This is a genomic window from Bradyrhizobium ontarionense, assembly GCF_021088345.1.
GTDB classification, from domain to species: Bacteria; Pseudomonadota; Alphaproteobacteria; order Rhizobiales; family Xanthobacteraceae; genus Bradyrhizobium; species Bradyrhizobium ontarionense.
Genome location: NZ_CP088156.1, coordinates 7615977 through 7637945 on the forward strand (window position 1 = coordinate 7615977; position 21969 = coordinate 7637945).

A 21969-nucleotide genomic window follows, 5' to 3' on the forward strand; every position below is an offset into this window, starting at 1 on the left:
GCATGTCGCTGACCCCCAATCACGAACCGATCACGACGCTCGCCGGCGAGAACGCGGCGCGCTCCGCCGTCGTACGGCTGTCGGCGGTCGCCGCCCCGCACGTCGCGGCGCTGGCGCTGATGCTGCACACGGAGAACGATTTCGGCTCGCGGCTCGGCTTCGTGCTGGCCTGGGGCATCCTGAACGGCTTCTGGCTGGTGCTGCTGCGGCGGCCGGCGGTGTCGGGCGCGCTGGCGCTGACCATGGTCGTCGTGCTGGTGCTGCTGTCGCAGCTGAAGCACGCGGTGGTCCAGATGACCGCCAACTTCGTCGACGTGATGATCATCGATCACGACAGCGCGGCGTTCCTGTTCACGATCTTTCCCAACCTGAAGCTCTCGGTCATGGTGGCGGCCGCGGTGGTGCTGCCGCTGATGGGCCTGTTGTGGTGGGTCGATCCCTATCGGATCGCGCGGCTGCCGGCGCTGGCGTGCAAGCTCGCCTGCCTCGCCGCGCTGACGCTCTATTCGCTCAACTGGCGCGACGAGGCCTGGCGCGGCTATTACGACGACGGCTATCTGTCCAAATTCGCGCGCTCCGGCGTCACCGCGGTGTCGGATTTCCTCGCCAATGGCTTCATGGAGTCGGATGCCACGGCGGATCGCCGGCTGGCCGCCGCGATCCCTGACTCCTGCCATCCGGCCGGCCGGCGACCGAACATCGTGCTGATCCACGACGAGTCGAGCTTCGACATCCGTTCGGCCCCCGGCATCAAGGTGCCCGCCGGCTACGGCAGCCATTTCAAGTCCTTCGACGGCAAGGCGCGCCGGTTCATGGCCGAGAGCAATGGCGGGCCGAGCTGGTTCACCGAGTACAACGTGCTGGCCGGCCTGTCGTCGCGCTCGTTCGGCCGCTTCGCCTATTTCGTGACGCGGATCGCCGCCGGCCGCGTCGAGCGCGGGCTGCCGCTCGCGCTGCGCCAATGCGGTTATGACACCGCTTCGATCTATCCCGCCCATGGTGCTTTCATGAGCGCGCGCAGCTTCCAGACCACGATGGGCGTGGAGCGCTTCCTGGATGCGCGGGATCTCAGTGCCAAGGGCGTCGAGCCCGATGGATTTTTCTACGATGCCGCGCTCGACCTGATGCAGCAGCAGAAGTCCAAGCCGCTGTTCATGTTCGTCTATCTCGCCGCCAATCACTTCCCCTGGGAGACGACGTTTCGGCCCGACCTGACGCCGTCCTGGCGCGCGCCGGGCAATCTGCCCGCGATCGACGAATATCTGCGCCGGCAGGCCATGAGCGCCTCGGACTATCAGCGCTTCGTGGCCAGCCTGAAGAAGCGCTTCGGCGACCAGCCGTTCCTGATCGTTCGCTATGGCGACCATCAGCCGGAGTTCTCGCCGCACATCCTCGATCCCGCGCTCGGCGAGGCCGGCATCGGCCGGAAGCTCGAGAGCTATGATCCGCGCTACTACGCAACCTATTACGCTGTTGACGCCGTCAATTTCGAGCCGCGCCAGAGCGCGGTCGTGATGGACACGATCGATGCCGCCTACCTGCCGCTGGTCACCTTGGAGGCGGCCGGCATTCCGCTCGATCCGTCGTTCGCCGAGCAGAAGGACATCATGCTGCGCTGCAAGGGCGTGTTCTATGCCTGCGGCGACGGCGCCGAAGCCCGCCGATTCAACCGCATGCTGATCGACGCCGACCTGATCCGGGGATTGTAGAGCAGGCCCAGGCGGAATCCTGGCCGCTCGCATGAGGCCACCGCACGCCTTGAATCGTCCGATCGCAGGATTGCCCGCGGTGCCGTGCTGGGCTACCCGTTCGCTCGTTCAAATGGGAGGTTCGACATGTCCACATCAGTCAAAGAGATGCTGGCCGCCGCCAATGCCGCGGTTCCGAAGATCACTCCGGCCGAGGCGCAGGCCATGATCGCCAAGGGCAACACGCTCGTGGTCGACGTGCGCGACGCGCCGGAGGTCGAGAAGAGCGGCAAGATCGCGGGCGCGGTGCACGTCTCGCGCGGCATGCTCGAGTTCCGTGCCGATCCGGACTCGCCCTATCACGACAAGAATTTCGCCAAGGACAAGAGCGTGATCCTGTATTGCGCCTCGGGCGGCCGCTCGGCGCTGTCGGGCAAGACGCTGAAGGATCTCGGCTACGACAAGGTGTTCAACGTCGGCGCGTTCAAGGACTGGGCCGAGAATGGCGGCGCGGTCGAGAAGCCGATCGAGCCGGGAATGTGAGATCACGCGCGCTGCGGCGTCCGCATGGCCGCGATTGCAACGAGCGCGGCAGCCAGACCTGACGCCGCGCCGACGCCGAGCGCCCAGCGCGGACCGAAACTGTCGGCCACCCAGCCCACGATCGGAGCGCCAATCGGCGTGCCGCCAAGTGCGACGCCGACGCGCAGCGCCATCACCCGGCCGCGCATGGAGGGCTCGGTCGCGAGCTGCATCAGGCTGTTGGTGGTATTGGTGAACATCAGCGCAGCGACGCCGATGACGACGAGCGCGGCGCCGAACAGCCAGATGGTCGGGGCGAGCGCGGCCAGCGTGCAGCCGATTCCGAACAGGCCGCTGCCTGCGAGCAGCGCGCCAAATCTCGGCCGGTGCTGGCTGGCGTTGAACAGGGCGCCGGCAACCGTGCCGACGGCCATGACCGAAGACAACAGGCCATAGCCGCGCGCATCGCTGTGAAAGACCTTGATCGCCATGGTCGAGACGAAGATCTGGAAGTTGAGCCCGAACGTCCCGATCAGGGCGAGCATGATCAAGGTGGCGCGGAGCTCTGGATGGGACCAGGCATAACGGAAGCCGGCGGTCACGCTCGCCATGACGTTTCCCTTGGCGTGCTGCGCCCGCGGGTTCGGACGCAGATCGGCGACGCGGAGCAGGCTCAACGACGCCAGCACGGCCATGAACGACGCACCGTTGATCAGGAAGGCCCAGCCGGTGCCGAAAGCGGCGATCACCATGCCGGCGATTGCAGGCCCGATCATCCGCGCAGCGTTGAACGACGTCGAGTTGAGCGCGATCGCGTTGGGCAAATCGTCGTTCCCGACCAGCTCGGCGACGAAGGTCTGGCGCACCGGGGCATCGAAGGCTGCCGCGCAGCCGAACAGGAATGCGAACACGTCGACTTGCCAGAGCTGGACGGCGCCGCTCACGGTGAGAAGACCAAGGATGAGCGCGAACGCGCCCATCGTCGCCTGCGTGGCGATCAAGATCCGTCGCTGATTGAAATGGTCGGCCACGTAGCCGGTCAGAGGCAACAGCAGCAGCTGAGGCCCGTACTGCAGCGCCATCACCATGCCGACGGCGGACGCGTTGTGCGACGTGAGCTGGATCAGCACCAGCCAGGTCTGAGCGGTGCGTTGCATCCAGGTGCCGATATTGGAGACGAACGCGCCGGCCGCCCAGATCCGATAGTTGAACTTGTGCAGCGACCGGAACATGCCCGGCGCCTTGCCCGTCATGATCGCTCCCGCAGATCGCCGCCATGGAGCGAGCCGAAATGTCGCGCGAGCATCAGGCCGATGGCGAGTGAGCCGAGGCCGAGGGCCGCGACATCGCTTGTATTCCTCAGTTCGAAATCGCCGACGCGGCAGACAAGCAGATAGCCGACGACAACGTTGAACAGCCCCCAGAGCAAGTTCACCGTCGACGAGGAGAGGCCGCGCCCCGAGGGCTTCGCGAACGGGCTCTGGAATGGCTGACCCATCAGGCCGGCGACGACATGCGGAACGGCGTTGGCCAGGAAGGCGCCGCCGAAGAAATAGGAAACGAGATCAAGCCAGCTCATGTCAGGGGGTCCTCGCGTCGAGTAGTCTGATGATGTCCGCGGACGTGCCGGTCTCGCCCAGTCGCGGAAAGACATTGGTGATGCTGTACTGATGCGCGTCAGGGCGCGTGTCGGTCATGGCGTCGACGGCGAGCGTGACGTTGAAGCCCTGCTCATACGCCTGCCGTGCTGTGGACTCGACACCGGTGCCGGTGGCCACGCCGGCAACGACCACCTGCGTCACCTCGCGCGCCTTCAATCGTGTCTCCAGATCGGTGCTGGCGAAGGCGCCCCAGGTCCGCTTGGTCACCACGATGTCGTGCGGTTGCCGGTTCAGCTCGGGGATGAGATCGGTCCAGTCCGCGGGGAATGGCGTGGTGTGACGTGGCGGCCGCTCGGTCCGCCCCGGCGCGCTGCCGGCGACGTTGACCAGCACGACCGGAAGCCTGAGCTCGCGGAAACGTTCCGCCAAGGCGGAGGCGCGTGCGATGACCTCGCCGATCGGATGCAGCATGGACGCGCCGACGATGCCCTTCTGCAGGTCGACAACGATGAGCGCCGTGTTCGGATCGAGCTGTGTGAGCGCCATCGATCACCTCCTTTTGTATGAGCCGCGTTTGCACGGCGCGCCGTGCGCGACGCCTCAATCATCGACCAGCCGTCTGAGCAGCGTGATGGCTGAACCGAGCTGTTGCTGCTCCGCCGCCGAGAGCCGCGCCGCGATGGTGCGCGACAGCCAGTCCTGCCGTGCGGCGCGTCCTTCGTCGATCCAGACGCGGCACGCCTCCGTCAGCGAAAGGATGGTCTGCCGGCCGTCGCCCGGATCCGGCAACCCGCGCACCAAGCCGGCGCTTTCCAGCGCCGCGATGATCGGCCCCATGGATTGCGGCCGCATGCCCTCGATCCGCGCGAGGTTCGATGCCGTCGCGGGCCCGTCTTTCTCGAGGCGAAGCAGCACCGACACCTGAGACGGCGGCAGATCGCCCGCGTCAGCCTGTTCGCGCAGTCGGCGCTTCAGCTTCCCGGCGATCGCCCGCAGCTCGCCAGCCAAGGCATGGGCATCGGACGGGGGGACTTTCCGGGGCGGCTGTCGGCTCATGCGGCAACGCTAGGACGGACGAATTATAAAGTCAATCTGATAAGTTTAGCTGAAGATATGGGCGCGATCCCGCGTCGCTGAAGAGCCTCGAAAGGCGACGGTCTAGTTCCGGATCTTCTCCCACAGCCAGCGCGCCACCGCCTGCGGCGAGGACTCCGCGTCGCTGCCCGAGGCGCGCAGATTCGCCTGCTGCATCGTCGTGATGTCGATGCGGCCGAGCAGCGGCCGCAGCGCATCCTGCAGCGCGCGGTCATCAGTGCGCTGCGGCGACAGCAGCAGGATCGCGTCATAGGGCGGGATCGCGTGCTTGGGATCGTCGAGCACGACGAGATCGTATTTGGCGATCAGGCCGTCGCTGGTGTAGCCGGCGATGACGTCGATCTCGCCGGAGGCCACCGCCGCATACATGAAGTCCGGTTGCATCTGGCGCTGGGCGCGGAAGGCGAGCCCATAGGCGTCGCGCAGCCCGGCCCATTCGGGGCGTGAGAAGAATTCGTAGTCGCCGGCGATCGACATGGTCGAGGTGTGACGCGCCAGATCTTCGATCGAGCGGACGCCGAGCGCCTCGGCCTTCTTGCGCGGCATCACCAGCGCGTAGGCGTTCTCGAAGCCGAGTTCGCCGAGCAGGGTTACCTTGTCCTTGGCGAGATCCTGCTTCAGGGCTGCAAGCAGCGCCTCGCGCGGCAACTGCTCCTTGTGGTGGAACTGATTGGCCCACAGGGTGCCGGAATAATCGACATAAGCGTCGATGTCGCGGTTCTTCAGCGCCTCATAGATCACGCTGGAGCCGAGGCCGGCACGGGAGGTGGACGAGAGTCCCGCCGCCTGCAGCCGCTCGCTGATCAGCGCCGACAGCACATATTGCTCGGTGAAGGTCTTGGCGCCGATCACGTAGCGCGGTGCGCTGACGCCGAGCGACGGCACGAGGCTCGCGCCGACCATCAGCGCGATGGCCGCCGTGCCCAGGCCGACACGGACGCGGCTGCGCGCGCGCAAGCCATGCTCGATCAGGGCCAGCAACTGGTCGACCGCGAGCGCCAGCACTGCGGCGGCAGCGCAGCCGAACACGACCAGAACCCAATTCTGGGTCTGCAATCCGGCAAAGATGTAGTTGCCGAGCGAGGTCTGGCCGATCGGCGTCGACAAGGTCGCGGTGCCGATCACCCACACGGCTGCGGTGCGGATTCCGGCCATGATGACGGGCAGCGCCAGCGGCAGCTCGACCATCGTCAGCGCCTGGCGCTCGGTCATGCCGACACCCTTGGCTGCCTCGATCAGGCTGGCATCGACGCCGTTCAGACCGGTGATCGTGTTGCGCAGCACCGGCAGCATCGAATACAGCGCGAGCGCCAGCACCGCCGGCAGGAAGCCGAACGCCGAGAACGACAGCCCGAACCAGCGCAGCGTCACGGCGGCGAGCGCCAGCAGCAGCGGATAGAACAGCGCCAGCAACGCCAGCCCCGGCACGGTCTGCACCACGCTGGCAAATCCGAGCAGCAGGTTGCGCAAGGCGGGGCGGTTGCGCGCCAGCAGCGCCAGGGGAAAGCTGAAGGCGAGGCCGAGTGCCAGCGCCGCGATGCTGACGCGCAGATGGCTGCCGAGATAATCGGCGAGATGCGACAGCGCCTCGGCGAAACGCGGGTCTGACAGCGCGCTCATGCCGTGCCGCTCCCGGGCAGCAACGCCGCCAGCCGCGCGGCCTGCCGGCGCGGCGTCGTCATCAGCTCCGCGACATAAGGTTCTTGGCTCGTCGCGACCGCGGCCGGCGGGCCGGCCTCGACCAGGCGTCCCCCGCGCATCACGGCAATGCGGTCGGCCAGCAGCAGCGCCTCGGTGATGTCGTGCGTGATCATGATCGTGGTCAGCGCGAGCTTGTCGTGCAGCGCGCGGTAGTCGCCGCCGAGCGCATCGCGCGTCAGCGGATCGAGCGCGCCGAACGGCTCGTCCATCAGCACGATGTGCGGTGCTGCGGCGAGCGCACGCGCCACGCCGACACGCTGGCGCTGGCCGCCGGAGAGCTCGTGCGGCAGGCGGTCGCGATGCTCCGTGCGGTCGAGCTGCACGAGGTCGAGCAGCTCGTCGACCCGCGTCGCGATCTCCCCCGGCGGCGTCCCCAGCAGCCTGGGGGTGATGCCGATATTGGCGGCGATCGTCATGTGCGGAAACAGCGCGCCATTCTGGAACACGGTGCCGATGCGGCGGCGCAGGCCGACAGGATCGATGCGGCTGATGTCCTCGCCGGCGATCCGGATCGTGCCGCCGTCCGGCTCGATCAGCCGGTTGGTGAGCCGCAGCAGCGTGGTCTTGCCCGAGCCGGAGCCGCCGACGATCGCCAGGAACTCGCCCTCGGCGATCTCGAGCGAGACATCATCGACCGCGACCACGGCGCCAGCGGGGGTGGGGAAGCACTTGCGGACGTTGGCGTAGGTGATGAGGGGCGGGGGCTGCATGCGGCCTTTCGGCGATCTCGAAGCTCGTGCGCTGCCCACCCTCCGGGGGGAGGGTCAGAAGCTGCGCCAGATAGCACCTAGCACGTCCGGCCCTTGCGTTGAACTTCGCCGCGCAAGCGGCTAAGCCGTCCCGGCCATTCTGGGGAGGAACTGTACATTATGCAGGCAGGCACTGCCGCGGTCTCGCTGGAGCGAACGACGGTCGCATTTCGTCTCGCCGGTGGGCGCACCTATACTGCCGTCGAGACGGCGGATCTGAGCGTCGCCGACGGCGAGTTCGTCGCCATCGTCGGGCCGACCGGATGCGGAAAATCCACCCTCCTCAACGTCGCGGCAGGGTTGCTGAAGCCGGCCGCTGGACGCGTGCGGATCTTCGGCCAGCCGCTGGTCGGCCTCAATCGCGACGCCGGCTACCTGTTCCAGGCCGATTCGCTGTTCCCGTGGAAGACGGCGCTGGACAACGTCGCGATCGGGCTAGAGGTCGCGGGCACCGCGCGCGCCGAGGCCGTGGCGAAGGCACAGCAATGGCTGACCTCGGTCGGCCTCGGCGCGTTCGGCAACCGCTATCCGCACATGCTGTCGGGCGGCCAGCGCAAGCGTGTCGGGCTCGCCCAGGTGTTGATCCGCAATCCGCGCATCATTCTGATGGACGAGCCGTTCGGGCCGCTCGATGCGCAGACGCGGCAGATCATGGGCAATCTGCTGCTCGATCTGTGGAATGCCGACCGCAAGGCGGTGCTGTTCGTCACCCATGATCTGGAGGAGGCGATCGCGCTCGCCGACCGCGTCGTCATCATGTCGGCGGGGCCGGCCTCGCGCATCATCGGCGACTGGCGCGTCACGCTGCCGCGCCCGCGCGACATCTTCGAGGTGCGCATGAAACACGAGTTCCACGAGCTGCACCGCGAGATCTGGCAGACGCTCAAGGCCGAGGTCGAGAAGACCTACAAGCAGGCGGAGACGGTGTGATGTCGCGCCTCGGTCTGCTCGCACTCCAGCTGCTCGTCGCCATCATCGCGCTCGCGCTGTGGCAGCTGCTCGCTACGGTGCCGGTGTTCGGGCGCATCTGGCTGCCACCGTTCTTCTTCTCCAACCCGGTCGATGTCTTTGACCAGGTGATCAAGTGGTTCGCGACCGGCGCGATCTGGAAGCACCTTGCGATCACGTTGTGGGAATCGATCCTGGCGTTCGCGATCGGCTCGCTCGGTGGCGTCCTGGTCGGCTTCTGGTTCGCGCGCAAACCCCTGGTCGCTGCCGTGTTCGATCCCTACGTCAAGATGGCCAACGCGCTGCCGCGCGTGGTGCTGGCGCCGATCTTCACGCTGTGGCTGGGCCTGGGCATCTGGTCCAAGGTCGCACTCGGCGTCACGCTGGTGTTCTTCATCGTGTTCTTCAACGTCTATCAGGGCGTGAAGGAGGTCTCGACCGTGGTGCGCGACAATGCCCGCATGCTCGGCATGAGCGAGCGGCAGCTGATGCGCCATGTCTATTGGCCGTCGGCGCTGTCCTGGATGTTCTCCTCGCTGCACACCTCGGTCGGCTTTGCGGTGGTCGGCGCCGTCGTCGGCGAATATCTCGGCTCCGCGGCCGGGCTCGGCTATCTGATCCAGCAGGCCGAAGGCGTGTTCGACGTCGCCGGCGTGTTCGCCGGCATGTTCGTGCTGTCGGCGTTCGTCATCCTGATCGACATCTGCGTCACCCTGGTTGAACGGCGGCTCTTGGTATGGCGGCCGGATGCGGCGGATGGACGATGATGGGCGCGGTGTCGCCACAGCCACCGCTGTCGTCCCCGCGAACGCGGGGACCCATACCCACTGGGCGTGGTTCGTGGCACGCGGAACGACCAGTTTGTTCCAACCGCGACATCACGCGGTATGGGTCCCTGCGTTCGCAGGGACGACAGCGAGTGTGTGGCGGCCTTCTCATTCACGGCATACGCGCCTAATCTGATCGACGACATGAACGGAGGAAACAAATGAACAAGATGTTGGGCCGGGTCACCGGCGCGCTGCTCGCGCTGACGCTGAGCACCGGTCTGGCCACGGCCGCGAGCAAGGTCACGATCGCAATCGGCGGCGGCGCCTGCCTGTGCTATCTGCCGACGGTGCTGGCCAAGCAGCTCGGCGAGTATGAGAAGGCCGGGCTCGAGGTCGAGCTGGTCGACCTCAAGGGCGGCTCGGATGCACTGAGGGCCGTGCTCGGCGGCAGCGCCGACGTCGTCTCCGGCTATTTCGACCACTGCGTCAATCTCGCCGCCAAGAAGCAGGAGATGCAGTCCTTCGTCGTGTATGACCGCTATCCCGGCCTCGTGCTGGTGGTGGCGCCGTCGCACAACAAGGAGATCAACTCGGTCAAGGATCTCGCCGGCAAGAAGGTCGGCGTCAGCGCGCCGGGCTCCTCGACCGACTTCTTCCTGAAGTATATGTTGAAGAAGAACGGCGTCGATCCCACGGCGACCGCGGTGATCGGCGTCGGTCTCGGCGCCACGGCCGTGGCCGCGATGGAGCAGGGCCAGATCGATGCCGCCGTGATGCTCGATCCCTCGGTGACGGTGCTGCAGGGCAATCATGCGGATTTGAAAATCCTCAGCGACACCCGCACCCAGCACGACACGCTCGAGGTGTTCAGCGGCGAATATCCGGGCGGCGCGCTGTACTCGACCTCGGCCTGGATCGCGGGCCACGAGAAGGAGACGCAGGCGCTGACCAACGCCATCGTTGGGACGCTGGCCTGGATCCATGCGCATACGCCGGAAGAGATCATGGCGAAGATGCCGGAGGAACTGGTCGGCAAGGACAAGGCGCTCTACCTCGCCGCGCTGAAGAACACGATCCCGATGTATTCGCAGACCGGCAAGATGGATCCGAAGGGCGCGGATGCCGTGCTCGCCGTGTTCTCGACCGGCTCGCCCGAGGTCGCCAAGGCCAATGTCGACGTCAGCAAGACCTTCACCAACAAGTTCGTCGAGCAGGTCAAGGGCACGACCGGCACGGGCACGAAATAGGGGATGACCGACGTCGTCATCCACCGCGTCACCACGCTCGACCTCACGGTCGAGCCGTGGGACTGGCCGTTTTCAGTGCAGCGCCGCGCCGAGATCGACGCGCATTTCGCCGACAAGCAGCGCGAGAAGCCGGCGTTGTGGAACGGCCGCATCCTGCTCGGGCGCGACGCTGCGTTCCTGGAGGGACGGATGTCGGCGCGCTATTTCGAGACCGACTTTGCGAGCCTGCTGGCGTGGCGCGACTGGGGTTATCCCGACCGCGCGGTGTTCAACGGCTTCGGTATGGGCGCCTTGCGCACGGCCGACGGCGCCTTCGTGCTTGGCGAGATGGGCGCGCATACGGCCAATGCCGGGCGCCTGTATTTTCCGGCCGGCACGCCCGATCTCGCCGACGTGGCCGATGGCATGCTCGATCTTGCCGCCAATGTGGCACGCGAGGTCGAGGAGGAGACGGGCCTCACGCCGGCGGACTATCGTGCGTCGGCGCATTGGGACTGCGTCGTGACCGGCGCCTCGATCGCGCTGATGCGGGTGCTCGACGCGCCCGAAACGGGCGTCGTCCTGCAACGCCGCATCGAGGCCAATCTGGCGGCCCAGGCCGAGCCGGAACTCTCGGCGATCCAGTTGGTTCGGAGCAGGGGCGATCTGACTGCGGCGATGCCGCGGTTCGTCACCGCCTTCCTCGAAACCCAGTTCAGCGACCAAGAGCCATCCTCATGAGCAAGACGACGGTCCGCACGCTTGCCGACGAGCTCGAGCCTTTCATCTCGCCGTTCAGGGTCGAGGGCGGGCACAAGTTTCATCTCAAGTCGTACAAGACCAATGCCAAGGGCGGCCTCGACAAGGAGAAGGGCGAGGCGCTCATCGCCGACAACCGCAAGCGGCTCTCCGACTTCCAGGAGAAGCTCTATGCGCAGGACCGCTGGTCGGTGCTGGTGCTGCTGCAAGGCATGGATGCCTCGGGCAAGGACAGCGCCATCAAGAGCATCTTCGAAGGCGTCAATCCGCAGGGCTGCGAGGTGACCTCGTTCAAGCAGCCGACGTCGAAGGAACTCGACCACGACTTCATGTGGCGCAGCGCGATCGCGCTGCCCGAGCGCGGCCGCATCGGCATCTTCAACCGCTCCTACTACGAGGAATGCCTGGTCACGCGCGTGCATCCGGACATCCTCAAGGCGGAGAAGCTGCCACCGAGGCTCGTCACCAAGCACATCTGGCGGGAGCGCTTCGAGGACATCTCCGCCTTCGAGCGCTACCTCACGCGCAACGGCACTGTGATCCTGAAGTTCTTTCTCAACATCTCCAAGGAGGAGCAGCGCCAGCGCTTCCTCGACCGCCTGGAGGAGCCGGCGAAGAACTGGAAGTTCTCGATGGGCGACGTCACCGAGCGTGCGCGCTGGCCCCGCTACCAGGCGGTCTACCAGGACATCGTGCGCCACACCTCGACGCCGTTTGCGCCGTGGTACGTCGTGCCCGCCGACCACAAATGGTTCGCCCGCGTCGTGATCGGCTCGACCATCGTCGCCGCGCTCGAAAGCCTTGACCTGCATTTCCCGCGCGTCGACCCGGGCTCGCGCGAGGAGTTCAAGGCGGTGCGCAAGGCGCTGGAGCAGGAAGCCACGGGCGGCAAGAAGAGCCGCAAGTGAGGTGAGGGCGCGCCCTCCCGAGCAATGGTTCTCGCTACGACACCAAACCCGGAGCGCGATCCTTCCACTCGTCATTCCGGGGCATTCGCTCAGATCAAAATGGCAACGCCATTTTGATCTGAGCGAATGAGCCCGGAATCCATAACCACAGGCGGGTATTGGTGAGCGAGGTCGCTGTTGCTGGCACCTCCCGCCTCAAAGGCAGTCGTGGTTATGGATTCCGGGCTCGCGCTTCCGCCTCCGCTCTTCGAGCTACGGCGGAAGCACGCCCCGGAATGACGGGGATAGACCGGCGCTCATATTCGTGACGCACGGACCTCGTCTGAACGGGTCGCGAATTTGTTCCCAATCTTCCAGCCTCACGCCGCGCCCGCCTGCCGCCTGTCGGTAGCGTCCACCGCGAGGAACTGCCGCGCGAAATCGGCCGCCGGCATCGGCCTGCCGAAATGATAGCCCTGGCCGTGCTCGCAGCCGAGCCGGAGCAGGAAGTCGGCCGTGGCCTGGTTCTCGATGCCTTCCGCGATCACCGACAGCCCGAGCTGCTTGCTGAGGCTCACGGTCGAGCCGACGATCGCGGCATCGTCGGCCTGCGTCAGCACATCGCGGACGAAGGAACGGTCGATCTTGAGGCCGTCGAGCGGAAACTTCTTCAGGTAGCTCAGGCTCGCATAGCCGGTGCCGAAATCATCGAAGACGAGGCTGACGCCGAGCGCCTGCAGCCGGTTGAATGTCTGCAGCACGCCGGGCTCGTCGTGCAGCAGGATGTCCTCGGTGACCTCGAGCTCGAGCAGGCCCGGCGACAGGCCCGTCGCCGTGAGCAGCTTGCCGACGAAGGCCGCGAGGTCGCCCGACTGGAACTGTGACGGCGACAGGTTGACGCCGACGCGGATGTCGTGGCCGTCGAGTTGCCATTCCCGTGCCTGCCGGCAGGCGGTCGTCATGACCCAGGTCGCGACCGCTTCGGACAGCGGCGAGGTGTTGACGACAGGAATGAAATCGCCGGGGGGCACCAGGCCGCGGCTCGGATGGCGCCATCGGATCAGGGCTTCGGCGCCGATCACGCGGCCGCTCAACAGGTCCACTTGCGGCTGGTAGAACAGCTCGAATTCCTTGCGCTCGACGGCGAGCGCGAGCTCGGCCTCCAGGGTCAGCCGCTGCTCGAGCTCGTGGCGGATCGCGGTCTCGAAGATCACGTGGCTGCCCCGCCGGTCCGTCTTCACGCGACAGAAGGCGAGGTGGGCGTTGCTGAGCAGTTCGTCCGCAGTCTGTCCGCCTTCGGGATGGACCGCGACGCCGAGGCTGACCTTGACGCGCTGCTGCCGCGCGCCGGTTTCCAGCGGTGCGTCGAACAGGCGCGAAAGCTGCTCGGCAAGCTCGGTCACGGTGCTGCCGATGGCGGAGCAGGGAAGGGCTATGGCGAACTCGTCTCCGCTGAGCCGGGCGACGCAGCCCATGCTGCCGATCTGAGCCCGCAGCCGTTCGGCCGCCGCGCAAAGGACGCGGTCGCCATAGGCGTGTCCGAGCATGTCGTTGATGTGCTGGAAGCCGTCGAGGCCGATGACCAGCAGCGCGACATGGTCGGAGGCGGCATCAGCCGCCGCGATCATGGCGGCGAGCTCGATCTGCAGCGTATTGCGATTGATCAGTGCGGTCAGCGTGTCGTGTTCGGCGAGGTAACGGATGCGCTCGGCCTCGCGCTTGCGCACCGAGATGTCGCGCAGGATCACGCCATATTGCAGGCCGTCGGCGCCGTGCCAGGCGGAGAAGCTCGCCTCGACCGGAAACACCTCGCCATCCCTCCGGCGGCCTTCGAACTCGACGGTCGCGCCGCCGGGCAGCAATGTCGCCGGCAATGCGGCCTCCTGCTGCGGAAACAGATCGTCGGTTCCGACGCCGTCGGCATGCAGGCGCGCGAAGGGCTGGCCGATGATCTCGTCCACCCCGTAGCCGAAGATCGCGACCGCGCCCGGATTCCAGACGGTGATCCGCTTGTCCTGGTCGGTGCACACCAGCCCGTCGCCGATCGACATTGCGATCCGCTCGAAGCGGCTCTCGGCGACGTGCCGCAGCAGGCCACGGAAGTCGATTTCGTCGAGCGCCGTCGCCGTGAGATAGGCGACGAGCGCGATCTGCAGCAGCGAGGTGTCGAGCACCAGGGCATAGCGGTCGTGCAGCACCAGCGCGATCGCCTCGATGCTGATGCTCAGAAACGCGATCAACAGGCCGCGCCGTGCCGCAGAGAGATGCTGCCAGCTCGCCAGCATGATCGCGACGATCAGCAGCAGGCCGGCCACCGTGACCGCGGTCGTGGTCGTGAGCAAGGTGCGATGCTGAATGATTGTTTCAGCCGCCAGCGCTTGCACCACGACGCCGGGCAGAACCCGGCCATTCGGCACGCTGTAATAGTCGCCGAGCTCGATGGCGGTTGCGCCGACGATCACCCGCTTGTCCTTGAGTTGGGCCAGCGCCGCATCGTTGCCGCGGAGTACGTCGACATACGACACCCTCGGCAGCGACGATGGATCTATGCCGTGGTCGACCAGGAACGAGCTGTCCTTGACCGCATCGCTGCCGGCGAGGAACGTTCCCATCGACTGCAGGAATGTTTTCTCATGGTCGTTCTCGCAGAATTCGCCGAAGGCGTAGCTTCTGACGCGGCCGTCCCGTGCCACCTCGATGTTCACGAAGGCCGACCATGCCAGCCGTTCGAATTGCGGCAACGGCCGGTTCACGTGAATGGCCGTTCCCTTTCCCGCGGCGTCCAGCTGCTTGAAGACCGGCAGCACGACCGAGCCCTTGGCATTCTGCAGCGCGTTCAGGAAGGCCTGATCGGAGGCCGCATCTGACGGCGTGCTGAAATCGACGTCGAGGGCGACGTCGCGGACGCCGGCCCGCTGCAGCTGTTCCAGCAGGCGTGCATGATATGTCCGCGGCCACGGCCAGACGCCGATGGCCTCGATCGAGCGCGGGTCGATGGCGACGACCGCGATCTCCCCGCTGGCGGGGCGCGCATCCAGCCGAAAGCGCAGATCGACCAGCGCATGGCTGAGCAGCTCGTAGGAGCCGGATACGCCGACCGTCAGCAGTGCGACGACGACCAGAATATGCGGCATGAACCGCCTGAACATGCCCTCTCCCGAATGTTCGCGTGCCAGGCTTCCGTCCGCGCTCGCGATCCCAAACTCACCTTGCCTCCGACTGCAGGACCATCAGCTGCCCCGCAGGTCTCCGCTCGCCGCATGACGAAGCGCGACGCGCGGCGCCACGCTCGAAGATGGTCCCATCAATTCTTGTTGTGGCCGTAAGCGTAGGCGTTGCCGTTGCCGTGGCCGCTATTGCCATGGCCGCTATTGCCGTTGCCGTTGCCGTTGCCGTTGTTGCCGCTGTTTCCGTTGCCATGGCCGCTGTTGCCGCTACCGCCGTTGCTGTTGCCGCCGTTGCCGCCGTTACCGTTATTGCCGCTGTTGCCGCCACCGCTGCTCTTGCCGCCGCTGCTGCCATTTCCACTGTCGCCGCCGCTATTGACCGTGGCGAGGCTGGTGGTGGCCGATGCGGTCGGCGAACCGATTGCGGCGGTGACCGCGGCCGCGACCGAGGGATCTCCCGACGTGCCGTTGCTCGTCGCCGCGTTGCTCGGCGTGTTGCCGTTGCCGCTTCTCGCCTCACTCCAGGCGGTGCTGCGTCCGGTGCCGCCGGACGCTGCGTGGGCGCCATGGGCGAGACCGCGCGTCGCCTTCTGGATGTTCAGATTGACCTCGCCGATCGAGGTCGAGATCCGCACGACGTTCGGCTTCGCTCCGGCGGAGGTCGTGGCGGAGTGCTGCTGAGGGGACGCTGACGCCGCCGTGCGGGGCGCGGCGCCAATGGCATTGAGCGCGTGGATCACGCTGCCCTTGGTTTCGCGTGGCGCATGCAATCCGTCCCGGGGCACCGGAACCCGATCGATGGTCGGGGTGCGCGGACGGCCCTGCTCGATCGGGCTGAACGTGCCTGCGCCGGACAGGCTGAGGCCGGACCCGCCATTGGCGAACGTGGTGGCGGCCTGGCCGGGCAGGACCTGGGCGATCTGCCCGGTCTTGAAGTCGGACACCTGCACCTGGCCACGGCTGACCTCGACCTTGGTGCTGCGGCCGCTGATCGTGACGCTGAACTGCGTGCCTTTCACAACGGCAGCGAGGTAAGGCGTCTCGACCTCGAAATGCTGAACGTTGCGCTTCTCGACATCGAGCAGAATCGAGCCGGCGCGCTGCAGGATCGTCGTCGCCATGCCGTCCTTGGCAGCAGTCGGCAGGCCGACTTCCGAGTTCGGCGCGACCACGATGGTCTCGGCGCCGCGCGTCAGTCGCACGCGCCCGTTCGGACCGGTGCGGATCGTGTCGCCCGGCTTCAGCGCATCTTCCTGCCCAAGCGACACGCGTTCAGCGCCCTGGCTTGCGACCCAGACATCGCCGGACGATTTGCTCACCAGCCACGGCTCGCCGTCGGCGGCGAATGCGGCGGGCGTGGCGCCGAGAACACACGCGGCGATCAGTGCCGGCAACAGGAAACGCTTGGATGACATGGTGCTGCTCGCGTCGGTTTGGCCGATCGCGAAACTAATCGAAATGTTTCAAGAGACCCTTAGGAGTTGCGGCCGCGTTTTCTTCACGCATTTACGCTTCATTGACCTTAACAAATTAAGAACGAAGCATGCGTGCTTCTTGTGTCGAGGGAACTGGGAGGACTGCGGGCCGGCGCGACAGGGCGACCGCACCGCACGCGTTGCCGCGGCTGAATGGGACCGTTGTCGCCGTCAGCCTCTGCTTGTCCGCATTCCTGTTCGCAGCCACGGCCCATGCGCAGCAGGTCAGCCAGCCCGGCTTCGATCCGCGGCAGACCGAGAAATATTTCGACGATCAGCAGTCCCGCTCGTCACAGCCGGCCCCCCCGCCGCCGCGTGCGCCGCACTTCGCGGCCCAGGAGGGTGGTGGCGACCGTAAGCCTTTGTTTACCATGCGCGGTGTCACGCTGACGGGAGCTACGGCACTGCCCGCCGAGCAGCTCGCAGCCAGCTATCAGCCTTATCTCGGCAAGCCGGTCTCGCAGGCCGATCTCGCTTCCATCGCAACCGCGATCAGCGATCAGTATCGCGCCGCCGGCTTTCATCTCAGCCGCGCGATCGTCCCGCCGCAGGACATCAGCAACGGACGAGTGCGGATCCAGATCATCGAGGGCAGCGTCACCGAGGTGAGCCTGAAGGGGGCCGGCGCGGAAGAGTTCGGTATCCGGCCGCTGCTCGGCCCCGTGCTCGCCGAGCAGCCGTCGCGCTTCGCGACGCTGGAGCGGCAGCTGCTGCTGATCAACAGCCGCGGCGGCGTTCGCCTCGTCGATTCCTCGCTCGAGGAGATCGGCGGCACGACCGGCCGCTTCCGCCTGGTGATCGAGCTGCAGACCTGGCACGTCTACGGCTTCGCCGGGATCGATAATCTGGGATCGTCGACCGTCGGCCCGTGGCAGAGCTATGCCACGGCCGCCTTCAACTCGTATCTGCTGCCCGGCGACACGCTCACGGCTAACATGTCGACCACGCCGGGCGATCCGCGCCAGCTCGCCTTCGGGCGGCTGTCCTATGATGTGCCGGTCGGCACCGATGGGGTCCATGTCGGCGCCTCGGCGCTGTACAGCGAGGTGCGGCCCGGCGACGTGAGGCGACTGTTCAACGACAGCACCGTGACCGAGACGTTCGAGCTGCGCGGCGGCCTCGCGCCGATCCAGTCGCAGCGGGCCTCGCTCAACCTGGCGCTGGCGGCGGCCTTCAGCGACGTCACCGAGCGCGACCTGTTCGGCATCTGGTATCGCGATCACATCCGGACACTGACCTTCACCGCCGACTATCGCTGGAAGGATGATGCCGGCGGCGACAGCTATCTGACGGTCGCCTACAAGCAGGGGCTGAGCGTGTTCGGCGCGACGCCGACCGATGATCCCCTGGCATCACGCGCCGGCGCGTCGCCGAGCTTCTCGGTGTTCAACGGCTGGTTCACCCGCTATCAGACCTTGCCGGAGGCGTGGTCGCTGAAGCTCGCGGCCGCCGGCCAGGTCGCCTCGGGTCCGCTGTACAATTCACAGCAGTTCTATCTCGGCGGCCTTGCCTATGGCCGCGGCTATGGCAGCGCCGAGATCAGCGGCGACAATGGCGTCGCGGGCACGTTCGAGGTCCGCTTCGAGCAGAAGCCGGACTGGACCTACCTGAAGAGCTATCAGCTCTATGGTTTCTTCGATGCCGGGCTCGCCTGGAACGACGGCTTCCGGCCGTCCGACGGCGTGGCGTTGACCTCGGCGGGGGCGGGCGTGCGCTTCACCTTCCCGAACGACTGGCGCGCCGATCTCGGCGTCGCCGTCCCGCTCGGCTACCGCGCGCCCGACAATTCGACGCGCAGCGCACGTCTGCTGCTGTCGCTGTCCAGCACATTGAAGCTGTGCCCGCAGCGCGGGCAGGGGCCGTGCATCTAAGTAATTGCGGGATTGGTGCGGCAGCAGAGGTCCACTTCTCCCATTGGGAGAGGTCGGATTGCATCGTCAGATGCGATCAACAATGCGTTAATCGTGACTACCCGTCTCGTGTGTGAACGCCGCGCCCCGAGTCTAAATTGCGATATGAACGACAAGTCAAGACAGGCAAACGCGAAATTCCGCAGCGGTTACGCTGCGCCACCATCCTAGAGACAGGCAAACGATGAGGATTTCTACCGATGCTGTAATCGACGAAATAGGGCAAGCCTTTCCCGCAAGCCGGCAAAGTCGATTCCTCCCATTGGTCAATAGTGCCCAAGGCGATGAACCACTGCGGGTCATAGCAGCATTCGACGATAAGGATGACTGGACAAAGCTCGCGCCTGAATGGCTGGACATGGTACCAAGCGGGCTTGGATCAGCTTTGAGCTTTCTGTCCGATCAAGCCATTTGCTTCTACATCCCAGCTTACATTGTTGCGGATATGACGACCTCTTTGCAGATGGTCGATCCAACTTTCACGCTCACTTGCGGCTTTGACCGAAGATCACACAATAAGCGGATCAGGCCACAAAGCGAGGAGACTTGGACCGAATATTGTCGCAACCGTTGGAGCCGGCTAACTCACGCGCAGGCTGTCGCGATAGTTCATTATCTTGAATGGCGCGTACTGCGAGATCGGCGAGACCTCGTCTATATCGTCGATAGCAGCATCGTCGAGGCGCTGGGAACATATTGGTATGATCGAGCGGCGACGTCTCAAGAGCGCTGAATTCTTCTGCTACGCCAAAAGCGGCCTTCCGACGGTCCGACGGCTCACTTCCGGTTGAGCCCCAGCAGCCGACATCACCCGGGGGGCGACCGGAAGGTCCGAGATGGGCCGATTCCGTTGAAAAAGTCGGCAGTAGTTTCGTCGTGAGCGCGCGCTGTTCCGAGGGCCCGTTGGCTTGGTGGGGTTCACGCGGGCGTCGGTGCGGGCATCGGGATCAGCTTTGCCATCTTACGAAGATTCTGAGCGGCTGCAGCGAGGATGAACTCGTCGCGTGCGCCGTTCGGCCCTCTTAGTCGCAGTCGATCGAGCTTGAGAATGCGCTTGAGATGCGCGAACAGCATCTCGATCTTCTTCCGGAGCCGGCGTGAAGTGCGGCCTTCCCATGAGCTTGCGATCTCGCGTGCCATGTCGCGAGCGCCCTCGTAGATCGAGCGTGGCACTTTCCGGGCCGGCGTGTTGGGGCAACACCTGCTTCTTAGAGAGCATGCTTGACAATCGTGTTTGCTCGCACGGTAGAGGACCGTCGTATCGTTGTTCACCGGCGTCCCTGTAGTGGTGAGGGTTTTGCCAGCGGGGCAGCGATAGACGTCCCCGGCATGGTCATAGGTGAAATGCTCGCGCGAGAAGGTCCCGTCAGTGCGGGCCGACTTGTCGAAGACGGTCACGTGCGGCTCGATCCCGTGCTCGTAGACCAGCCACCCAAGCATCTCAGCTGAGCCATAGGCGCTGTCGCCGAGAAGCCGGCTTGGATAAAGATCGAACCTTTCGAGTGAACGCTCAATCATGCGCTTGGCCGCCAAAACTTCTGCCTGACGGATCGCCGTGGTCGCCTCGACATCGACGATGATCGCGTTCTCGACGTCGACCAGATAGTTCGTCGAGTAGGCGAAGAAGGCTTGGCCGCCGTGCGCTCCCGTCCAGCGCGCCGCCGGGTCGGAGGGCGACACAAATTTGGGCGTGACCTCCGTCGCGGCACCGAACGCGGCATCGTCAAGAACCGCAAGATACTCGTCGATCGCTCGGCCCGCGGCCTCCGGCGGAAGCCCCTTATCGCCTTCGATTCCCTTCTGCCGATTGGCATCCGCCTTGATCAGGCTCGCGTCGACTGCGAACCCTTCGCCGCCGACCAGCCGCTCCCGGATGCAGCGGCGCAAGACAGTCTCGAACACGCGACGGAAGAGATCGCTCTCACGGAAGCGGCCGTGCCTGTTCTTCGAGAACGTCGAGTGATCGGGGACAGCTCCATCCAGACCCAGCCGGCAGAACCAGCGGTATGCCAGATTAAGGTGGACTTCATCACAGAGGCGCCGTTCCGATCGTATGCCGAAGCAATAGCCGATCAGGAGCATCCTGATCATCAGCTCCGGATCGATCGAGGGCCGCCCGATGTTGTTGTAGAACGGTGCTATCTCCCGTCGCAGGTCCTCGAAGTCGACGAACCTGTCGATCGACCGCAGGAGGTGGTCGACTGGGATGTGCCTTTCCAGCGAGAACTCATAGAACAACGCAGCCTGTTCGACTTGCCGATGCCCCATCATGACCTTCAGTCCTACCAACTAGACAGACTGAATCACCGATATCCCTGCGTCGCAACTGCCAACTTTTTCAACGGAATCGGCCACGAAGGGACATCCTGAAACGAACGGCGGCCTCCAACTCGAAATGGTTGACATTAGCCAACATAGTTTTTTGGCCTTTGATCGAAATCAACACAATTGGGCTGGAACGGATCAAAGAGCCAAGGAGTGCCAAAAGTGCTTATTCTATTTGGCACGAAAGGCCGCCGCCATGAAGTTCGAAGAGAAGCCGCCGTTCGACCCTACAATCTTTCTATCGAAAGTAGATGGCGGACGAACCAAAGCTAACTATCAAGAGCACGAAATCATCTATGCTCAGGGCGATCCTGCTGATTCTGTTTTCTACATTCAGGAAGGTAAGGTGAAGAGTACGGTGCTCTCCACGCAAGGGAAGGAAGCCGTGATCGCGCTTCAAGGAACCGGCGACTTCTTCGGCGAAGGATGCCTGACTGGACAATCGCTGCGTCTGTCCACTGCCATAGCCATGACCAAGTGCGTGCTCGTAAGAATCACAAAGACAGACATCACCCGCGTGATCCACGAAGAACCAGCGTTTGCCGAGCTGTTTATCGCCCACCTTTTGGCTCGGAACGTCCGAGTGGAGGAGGATTTGGTTGATCAATTGTTCAATTCCAGCGAAAAGCGCTTGGCACGAATCCTTCTGCTTCTGGCAAAATTTGGCCAAGGGGAGCAGGCGCAGCCCGTCATCGCGAATATCAGCCAAGAGACACTCGCGGAAATGATTGGCACGACGCGATCTCGCGTCAGTTTCTTCATGAATAAATTCCGAAAATTGGGTCTTATCAATTACAATGGTCAAATTGAGGTCCACCCTTCTCTACTGAATCTCGTTCTAGATGAGAAACAGGAAATCCGACCCTCAACCAAGTAGCTCTGCTGATCGCATTTGATTTCCGCTCCGAATGGTGCTCTCGCTGCGGACGGTTGATTCTGCGGCAGGCTGGCGCCTCGAACGCCTCTCACCGAGCCGCACTACGGGACTCGGTGACCCAAACGAAAGAGGCCGCCAACTCAGCGGCCTCACGTTGGTGAGCGTAATTCGCCTCTGAGCCATCCCGCGTTTCTCTTGCATTTCATTGGATCGACTTCGGCTACCCGCTGATGAACATGATCGCACGCAGGACACCCAAATGTCTGGAT

General features: G+C 64.9%; 19 protein-coding genes. 10 read left to right on the forward strand and 9 right to left on the reverse strand.

What is annotated here, in order from left to right; all coding sequences use genetic code 11:
* Positions 1–2: 2 nt before the first annotated feature.
* Together LQG66_RS33445 and LQG66_RS33450 are read left to right on the forward strand one after the other, a co-directional pair.
* Complete coding sequence (locus LQG66_RS33445) at positions 3–1709, forward strand: LTA synthase family protein (protein ID WP_231320056.1); 1707 nt, start codon at positions 3–5, stop codon at positions 1707–1709.
* Positions 1710–1835: 126 nt separating this feature from the next.
* On the forward strand, positions 1836–2231 hold the full coding sequence (locus tag LQG66_RS33450) for a rhodanese-like domain-containing protein (protein WP_231320057.1): 396 nt from the start codon (positions 1836–1838) through the stop codon (positions 2229–2231).
* Positions 2232–2233: 2 nt separating this feature from the next.
* Here LQG66_RS33450 and LQG66_RS33455 read toward each other — a convergent pair whose 3' ends face one another.
* The 6 genes from LQG66_RS33455 to LQG66_RS33480 all read right to left on the reverse strand — a co-directional run bounded on the left by LQG66_RS33455 (position 2234) and on the right by LQG66_RS33480 (position 7317).
* On the reverse strand, positions 2234–3463 hold the full coding sequence (locus LQG66_RS33455; protein ID WP_231320058.1) for an MFS transporter: 1230 nt from the start codon (positions 3461–3463) through the stop codon (positions 2234–2236).
* Entirely contained in the window at positions 3460–3789 is a 330-nt protein-coding gene (locus LQG66_RS33460; RefSeq protein ID WP_231320059.1) for a hypothetical protein, read from the reverse strand. Before LQG66_RS33460 ends, LQG66_RS33455 begins: the two co-directional genes overlap by 4 nt.
* A 1-nt stretch (position 3790) precedes the next feature.
* A complete protein-coding gene (locus tag LQG66_RS33465; protein WP_231320060.1) occupies positions 3791–4357 on the reverse strand; it encodes an isochorismatase family protein in 567 nt (188 codons plus the stop codon).
* A 54-nt stretch (positions 4358–4411) separates the two neighbouring features.
* A complete protein-coding gene (locus tag LQG66_RS33470; RefSeq protein ID WP_231320061.1) occupies positions 4412–4867 on the reverse strand; it encodes a MarR family winged helix-turn-helix transcriptional regulator in 456 nt (151 codons plus the stop codon).
* A gap of 102 nt (positions 4868–4969) precedes the next feature.
* Entirely contained in the window at positions 4970–6526 is a 1557-nt protein-coding gene (locus LQG66_RS33475) for an ABC transporter permease/substrate-binding protein (protein WP_231320062.1), read from the reverse strand.
* Complete coding sequence (locus LQG66_RS33480; protein WP_231320063.1) at positions 6523–7317, reverse strand: ATP-binding cassette domain-containing protein; 795 nt, start codon at positions 7315–7317, stop codon at positions 6523–6525. The genes LQG66_RS33475 and LQG66_RS33480 overlap by 4 nt, the downstream gene beginning before the upstream one ends.
* A 159-nt stretch (positions 7318–7476) precedes the next feature.
* Here LQG66_RS33480 and LQG66_RS33485 point away from each other — a divergent pair, with 159 nt between their 5' ends.
* From LQG66_RS33485 to LQG66_RS33505, 5 genes are all read left to right on the forward strand, one after another.
* Positions 7477–8286: an ABC transporter ATP-binding protein gene (locus LQG66_RS33485; protein ID WP_231320064.1), complete on the forward strand. Its 810-nt coding sequence runs from the start codon at positions 7477–7479 to the stop codon at positions 8284–8286.
* Positions 8286–9071, forward strand: a complete 786-nt coding sequence (locus LQG66_RS33490) for an ABC transporter permease (protein WP_231320065.1) — start codon at positions 8286–8288, stop codon at positions 9069–9071. The genes LQG66_RS33485 and LQG66_RS33490 overlap by 1 nt, the downstream gene beginning before the upstream one ends.
* Positions 9072–9292: 221 nt before the next feature.
* Entirely contained in the window at positions 9293–10321 is a 1029-nt protein-coding gene (locus LQG66_RS33495) for an ABC transporter substrate-binding protein (RefSeq protein ID WP_231320066.1), read from the forward strand.
* Positions 10322–10324: 3 nt separating this feature from the next.
* On the forward strand, positions 10325–11041 hold the full coding sequence (locus tag LQG66_RS33500) for an NUDIX hydrolase (protein ID WP_231320067.1): 717 nt from the start codon (positions 10325–10327) through the stop codon (positions 11039–11041).
* Entirely contained in the window at positions 11038–11967 is a 930-nt protein-coding gene (locus LQG66_RS33505; RefSeq protein ID WP_231320068.1) for a polyphosphate kinase 2 family protein, read from the forward strand. Before LQG66_RS33500 ends, LQG66_RS33505 begins: the two co-directional genes overlap by 4 nt.
* 359 nt (positions 11968–12326) lie before the next feature.
* On the opposite strand, the gene LQG66_RS33510 is transcribed toward LQG66_RS33505, so the two are convergent.
* The gene (locus LQG66_RS33510) at positions 12327–15095 is read right to left on the reverse strand and encodes an EAL domain-containing protein (RefSeq protein ID WP_231320069.1); all 2769 of its coding nucleotides are present in this window, start codon (positions 15093–15095) and stop codon (positions 12327–12329) included.
* Between the two features lie 155 nt (positions 15096–15250).
* Positions 15251–16528 carry a FecR family protein gene (locus LQG66_RS33515; RefSeq protein WP_231320070.1) on the reverse strand — a complete coding sequence of 426 codons (1278 nt, stop codon included), beginning with the start codon at positions 16526–16528 and terminating at the stop codon, positions 15251–15253.
* Between the two features lie 128 nt (positions 16529–16656).
* On the opposite strand from LQG66_RS33515, the gene LQG66_RS33520 reads away from it, so the two are divergent.
* Both LQG66_RS33520 and LQG66_RS33525 read left to right on the forward strand, forming a co-directional pair.
* Positions 16657–18459, forward strand: coding sequence for a ShlB/FhaC/HecB family hemolysin secretion/activation protein (locus LQG66_RS33520; protein ID WP_231320071.1), 1803 nt, complete (start codon positions 16657–16659; stop codon positions 18457–18459).
* Positions 18460–18682: 223 nt separating this feature from the next.
* Complete coding sequence (locus tag LQG66_RS33525; RefSeq protein ID WP_231320072.1) at positions 18683–19231, forward strand: DUF6714 family protein; 549 nt, start codon at positions 18683–18685, stop codon at positions 19229–19231.
* A gap of 185 nt (positions 19232–19416) precedes the next feature.
* Here the strand turns inward: LQG66_RS33525 and LQG66_RS33530 are convergent, their stop codons facing one another.
* Positions 19417–20769, reverse strand: coding sequence for a transposase (locus LQG66_RS33530; protein WP_231320073.1), 1353 nt, complete (start codon positions 20767–20769; stop codon positions 19417–19419).
* A gap of 250 nt (positions 20770–21019) precedes the next feature.
* On the opposite strand from LQG66_RS33530, the gene LQG66_RS33535 reads away from it, so the two are divergent.
* A complete protein-coding gene (locus LQG66_RS33535) occupies positions 21020–21700 on the forward strand; it encodes a Crp/Fnr family transcriptional regulator (protein WP_231320074.1) in 681 nt (226 codons plus the stop codon).
* Positions 21701–21969 lie beyond the last annotated feature (269 nt).

What these genes read in the sequence shown, in the direction of transcription:
- LQG66_RS33445 (WP_231320056.1), top strand. Translation starts at nt 3, where the DNA reads ATGTCGCTGACCCCCAATCACGAACCGATCACGACGCTCGCCGGCGAG.
- LQG66_RS33450 (WP_231320057.1), top strand. Translation starts at nt 1,836, where the DNA reads ATGTCCACATCAGTCAAAGAGATGCTGGCCGCCGCCAATGCCGCGGTT.
- LQG66_RS33455 (WP_231320058.1), bottom strand. Translation starts at nt 3,463, where the DNA reads ATGACGGGCAAGGCGCCGGGCATGTTCCGGTCGCTGCACAAGTTCAAC.
- LQG66_RS33460 (WP_231320059.1), bottom strand. Translation starts at nt 3,789, where the DNA reads ATGAGCTGGCTTGATCTCGTTTCCTATTTCTTCGGCGGCGCCTTCCTG.
- LQG66_RS33465 (WP_231320060.1), bottom strand. Translation starts at nt 4,357, where the DNA reads ATGGCGCTCACACAGCTCGATCCGAACACGGCGCTCATCGTTGTCGAC.
- LQG66_RS33470 (WP_231320061.1), bottom strand. Translation starts at nt 4,867, where the DNA reads ATGAGCCGACAGCCGCCCCGGAAAGTCCCCCCGTCCGATGCCCATGCC.
- LQG66_RS33475 (WP_231320062.1), bottom strand. Translation starts at nt 6,526, where the DNA reads ATGAGCGCGCTGTCAGACCCGCGTTTCGCCGAGGCGCTGTCGCATCTC.
- LQG66_RS33480 (WP_231320063.1), bottom strand. Translation starts at nt 7,317, where the DNA reads ATGCAGCCCCCGCCCCTCATCACCTACGCCAACGTCCGCAAGTGCTTC.
- LQG66_RS33485 (WP_231320064.1), top strand. Translation starts at nt 7,477, where the DNA reads ATGCAGGCAGGCACTGCCGCGGTCTCGCTGGAGCGAACGACGGTCGCA.
- LQG66_RS33490 (WP_231320065.1), top strand. Translation starts at nt 8,286, where the DNA reads ATGTCGCGCCTCGGTCTGCTCGCACTCCAGCTGCTCGTCGCCATCATC.
- LQG66_RS33495 (WP_231320066.1), top strand. Translation starts at nt 9,293, where the DNA reads ATGAACAAGATGTTGGGCCGGGTCACCGGCGCGCTGCTCGCGCTGACG.
- LQG66_RS33500 (WP_231320067.1), top strand. Translation starts at nt 10,325, where the DNA reads ATGACCGACGTCGTCATCCACCGCGTCACCACGCTCGACCTCACGGTC.
- LQG66_RS33505 (WP_231320068.1), top strand. Translation starts at nt 11,038, where the DNA reads ATGAGCAAGACGACGGTCCGCACGCTTGCCGACGAGCTCGAGCCTTTC.
- LQG66_RS33510 (WP_231320069.1), bottom strand. Translation starts at nt 15,095, where the DNA reads ATGTTCAGGCGGTTCATGCCGCATATTCTGGTCGTCGTCGCACTGCTG.
- LQG66_RS33515 (WP_231320070.1), bottom strand. Translation starts at nt 16,528, where the DNA reads ATGTCATCCAAGCGTTTCCTGTTGCCGGCACTGATCGCCGCGTGTGTT.
- LQG66_RS33520 (WP_231320071.1), top strand. Translation starts at nt 16,657, where the DNA reads ATGCGTGCTTCTTGTGTCGAGGGAACTGGGAGGACTGCGGGCCGGCGC.
- LQG66_RS33525 (WP_231320072.1), top strand. Translation starts at nt 18,683, where the DNA reads ATGAGGATTTCTACCGATGCTGTAATCGACGAAATAGGGCAAGCCTTT.
- LQG66_RS33530 (WP_231320073.1), bottom strand. Translation starts at nt 20,769, where the DNA reads ATGATGGGGCATCGGCAAGTCGAACAGGCTGCGTTGTTCTATGAGTTC.
- LQG66_RS33535 (WP_231320074.1), top strand. Translation starts at nt 21,020, where the DNA reads ATGAAGTTCGAAGAGAAGCCGCCGTTCGACCCTACAATCTTTCTATCG.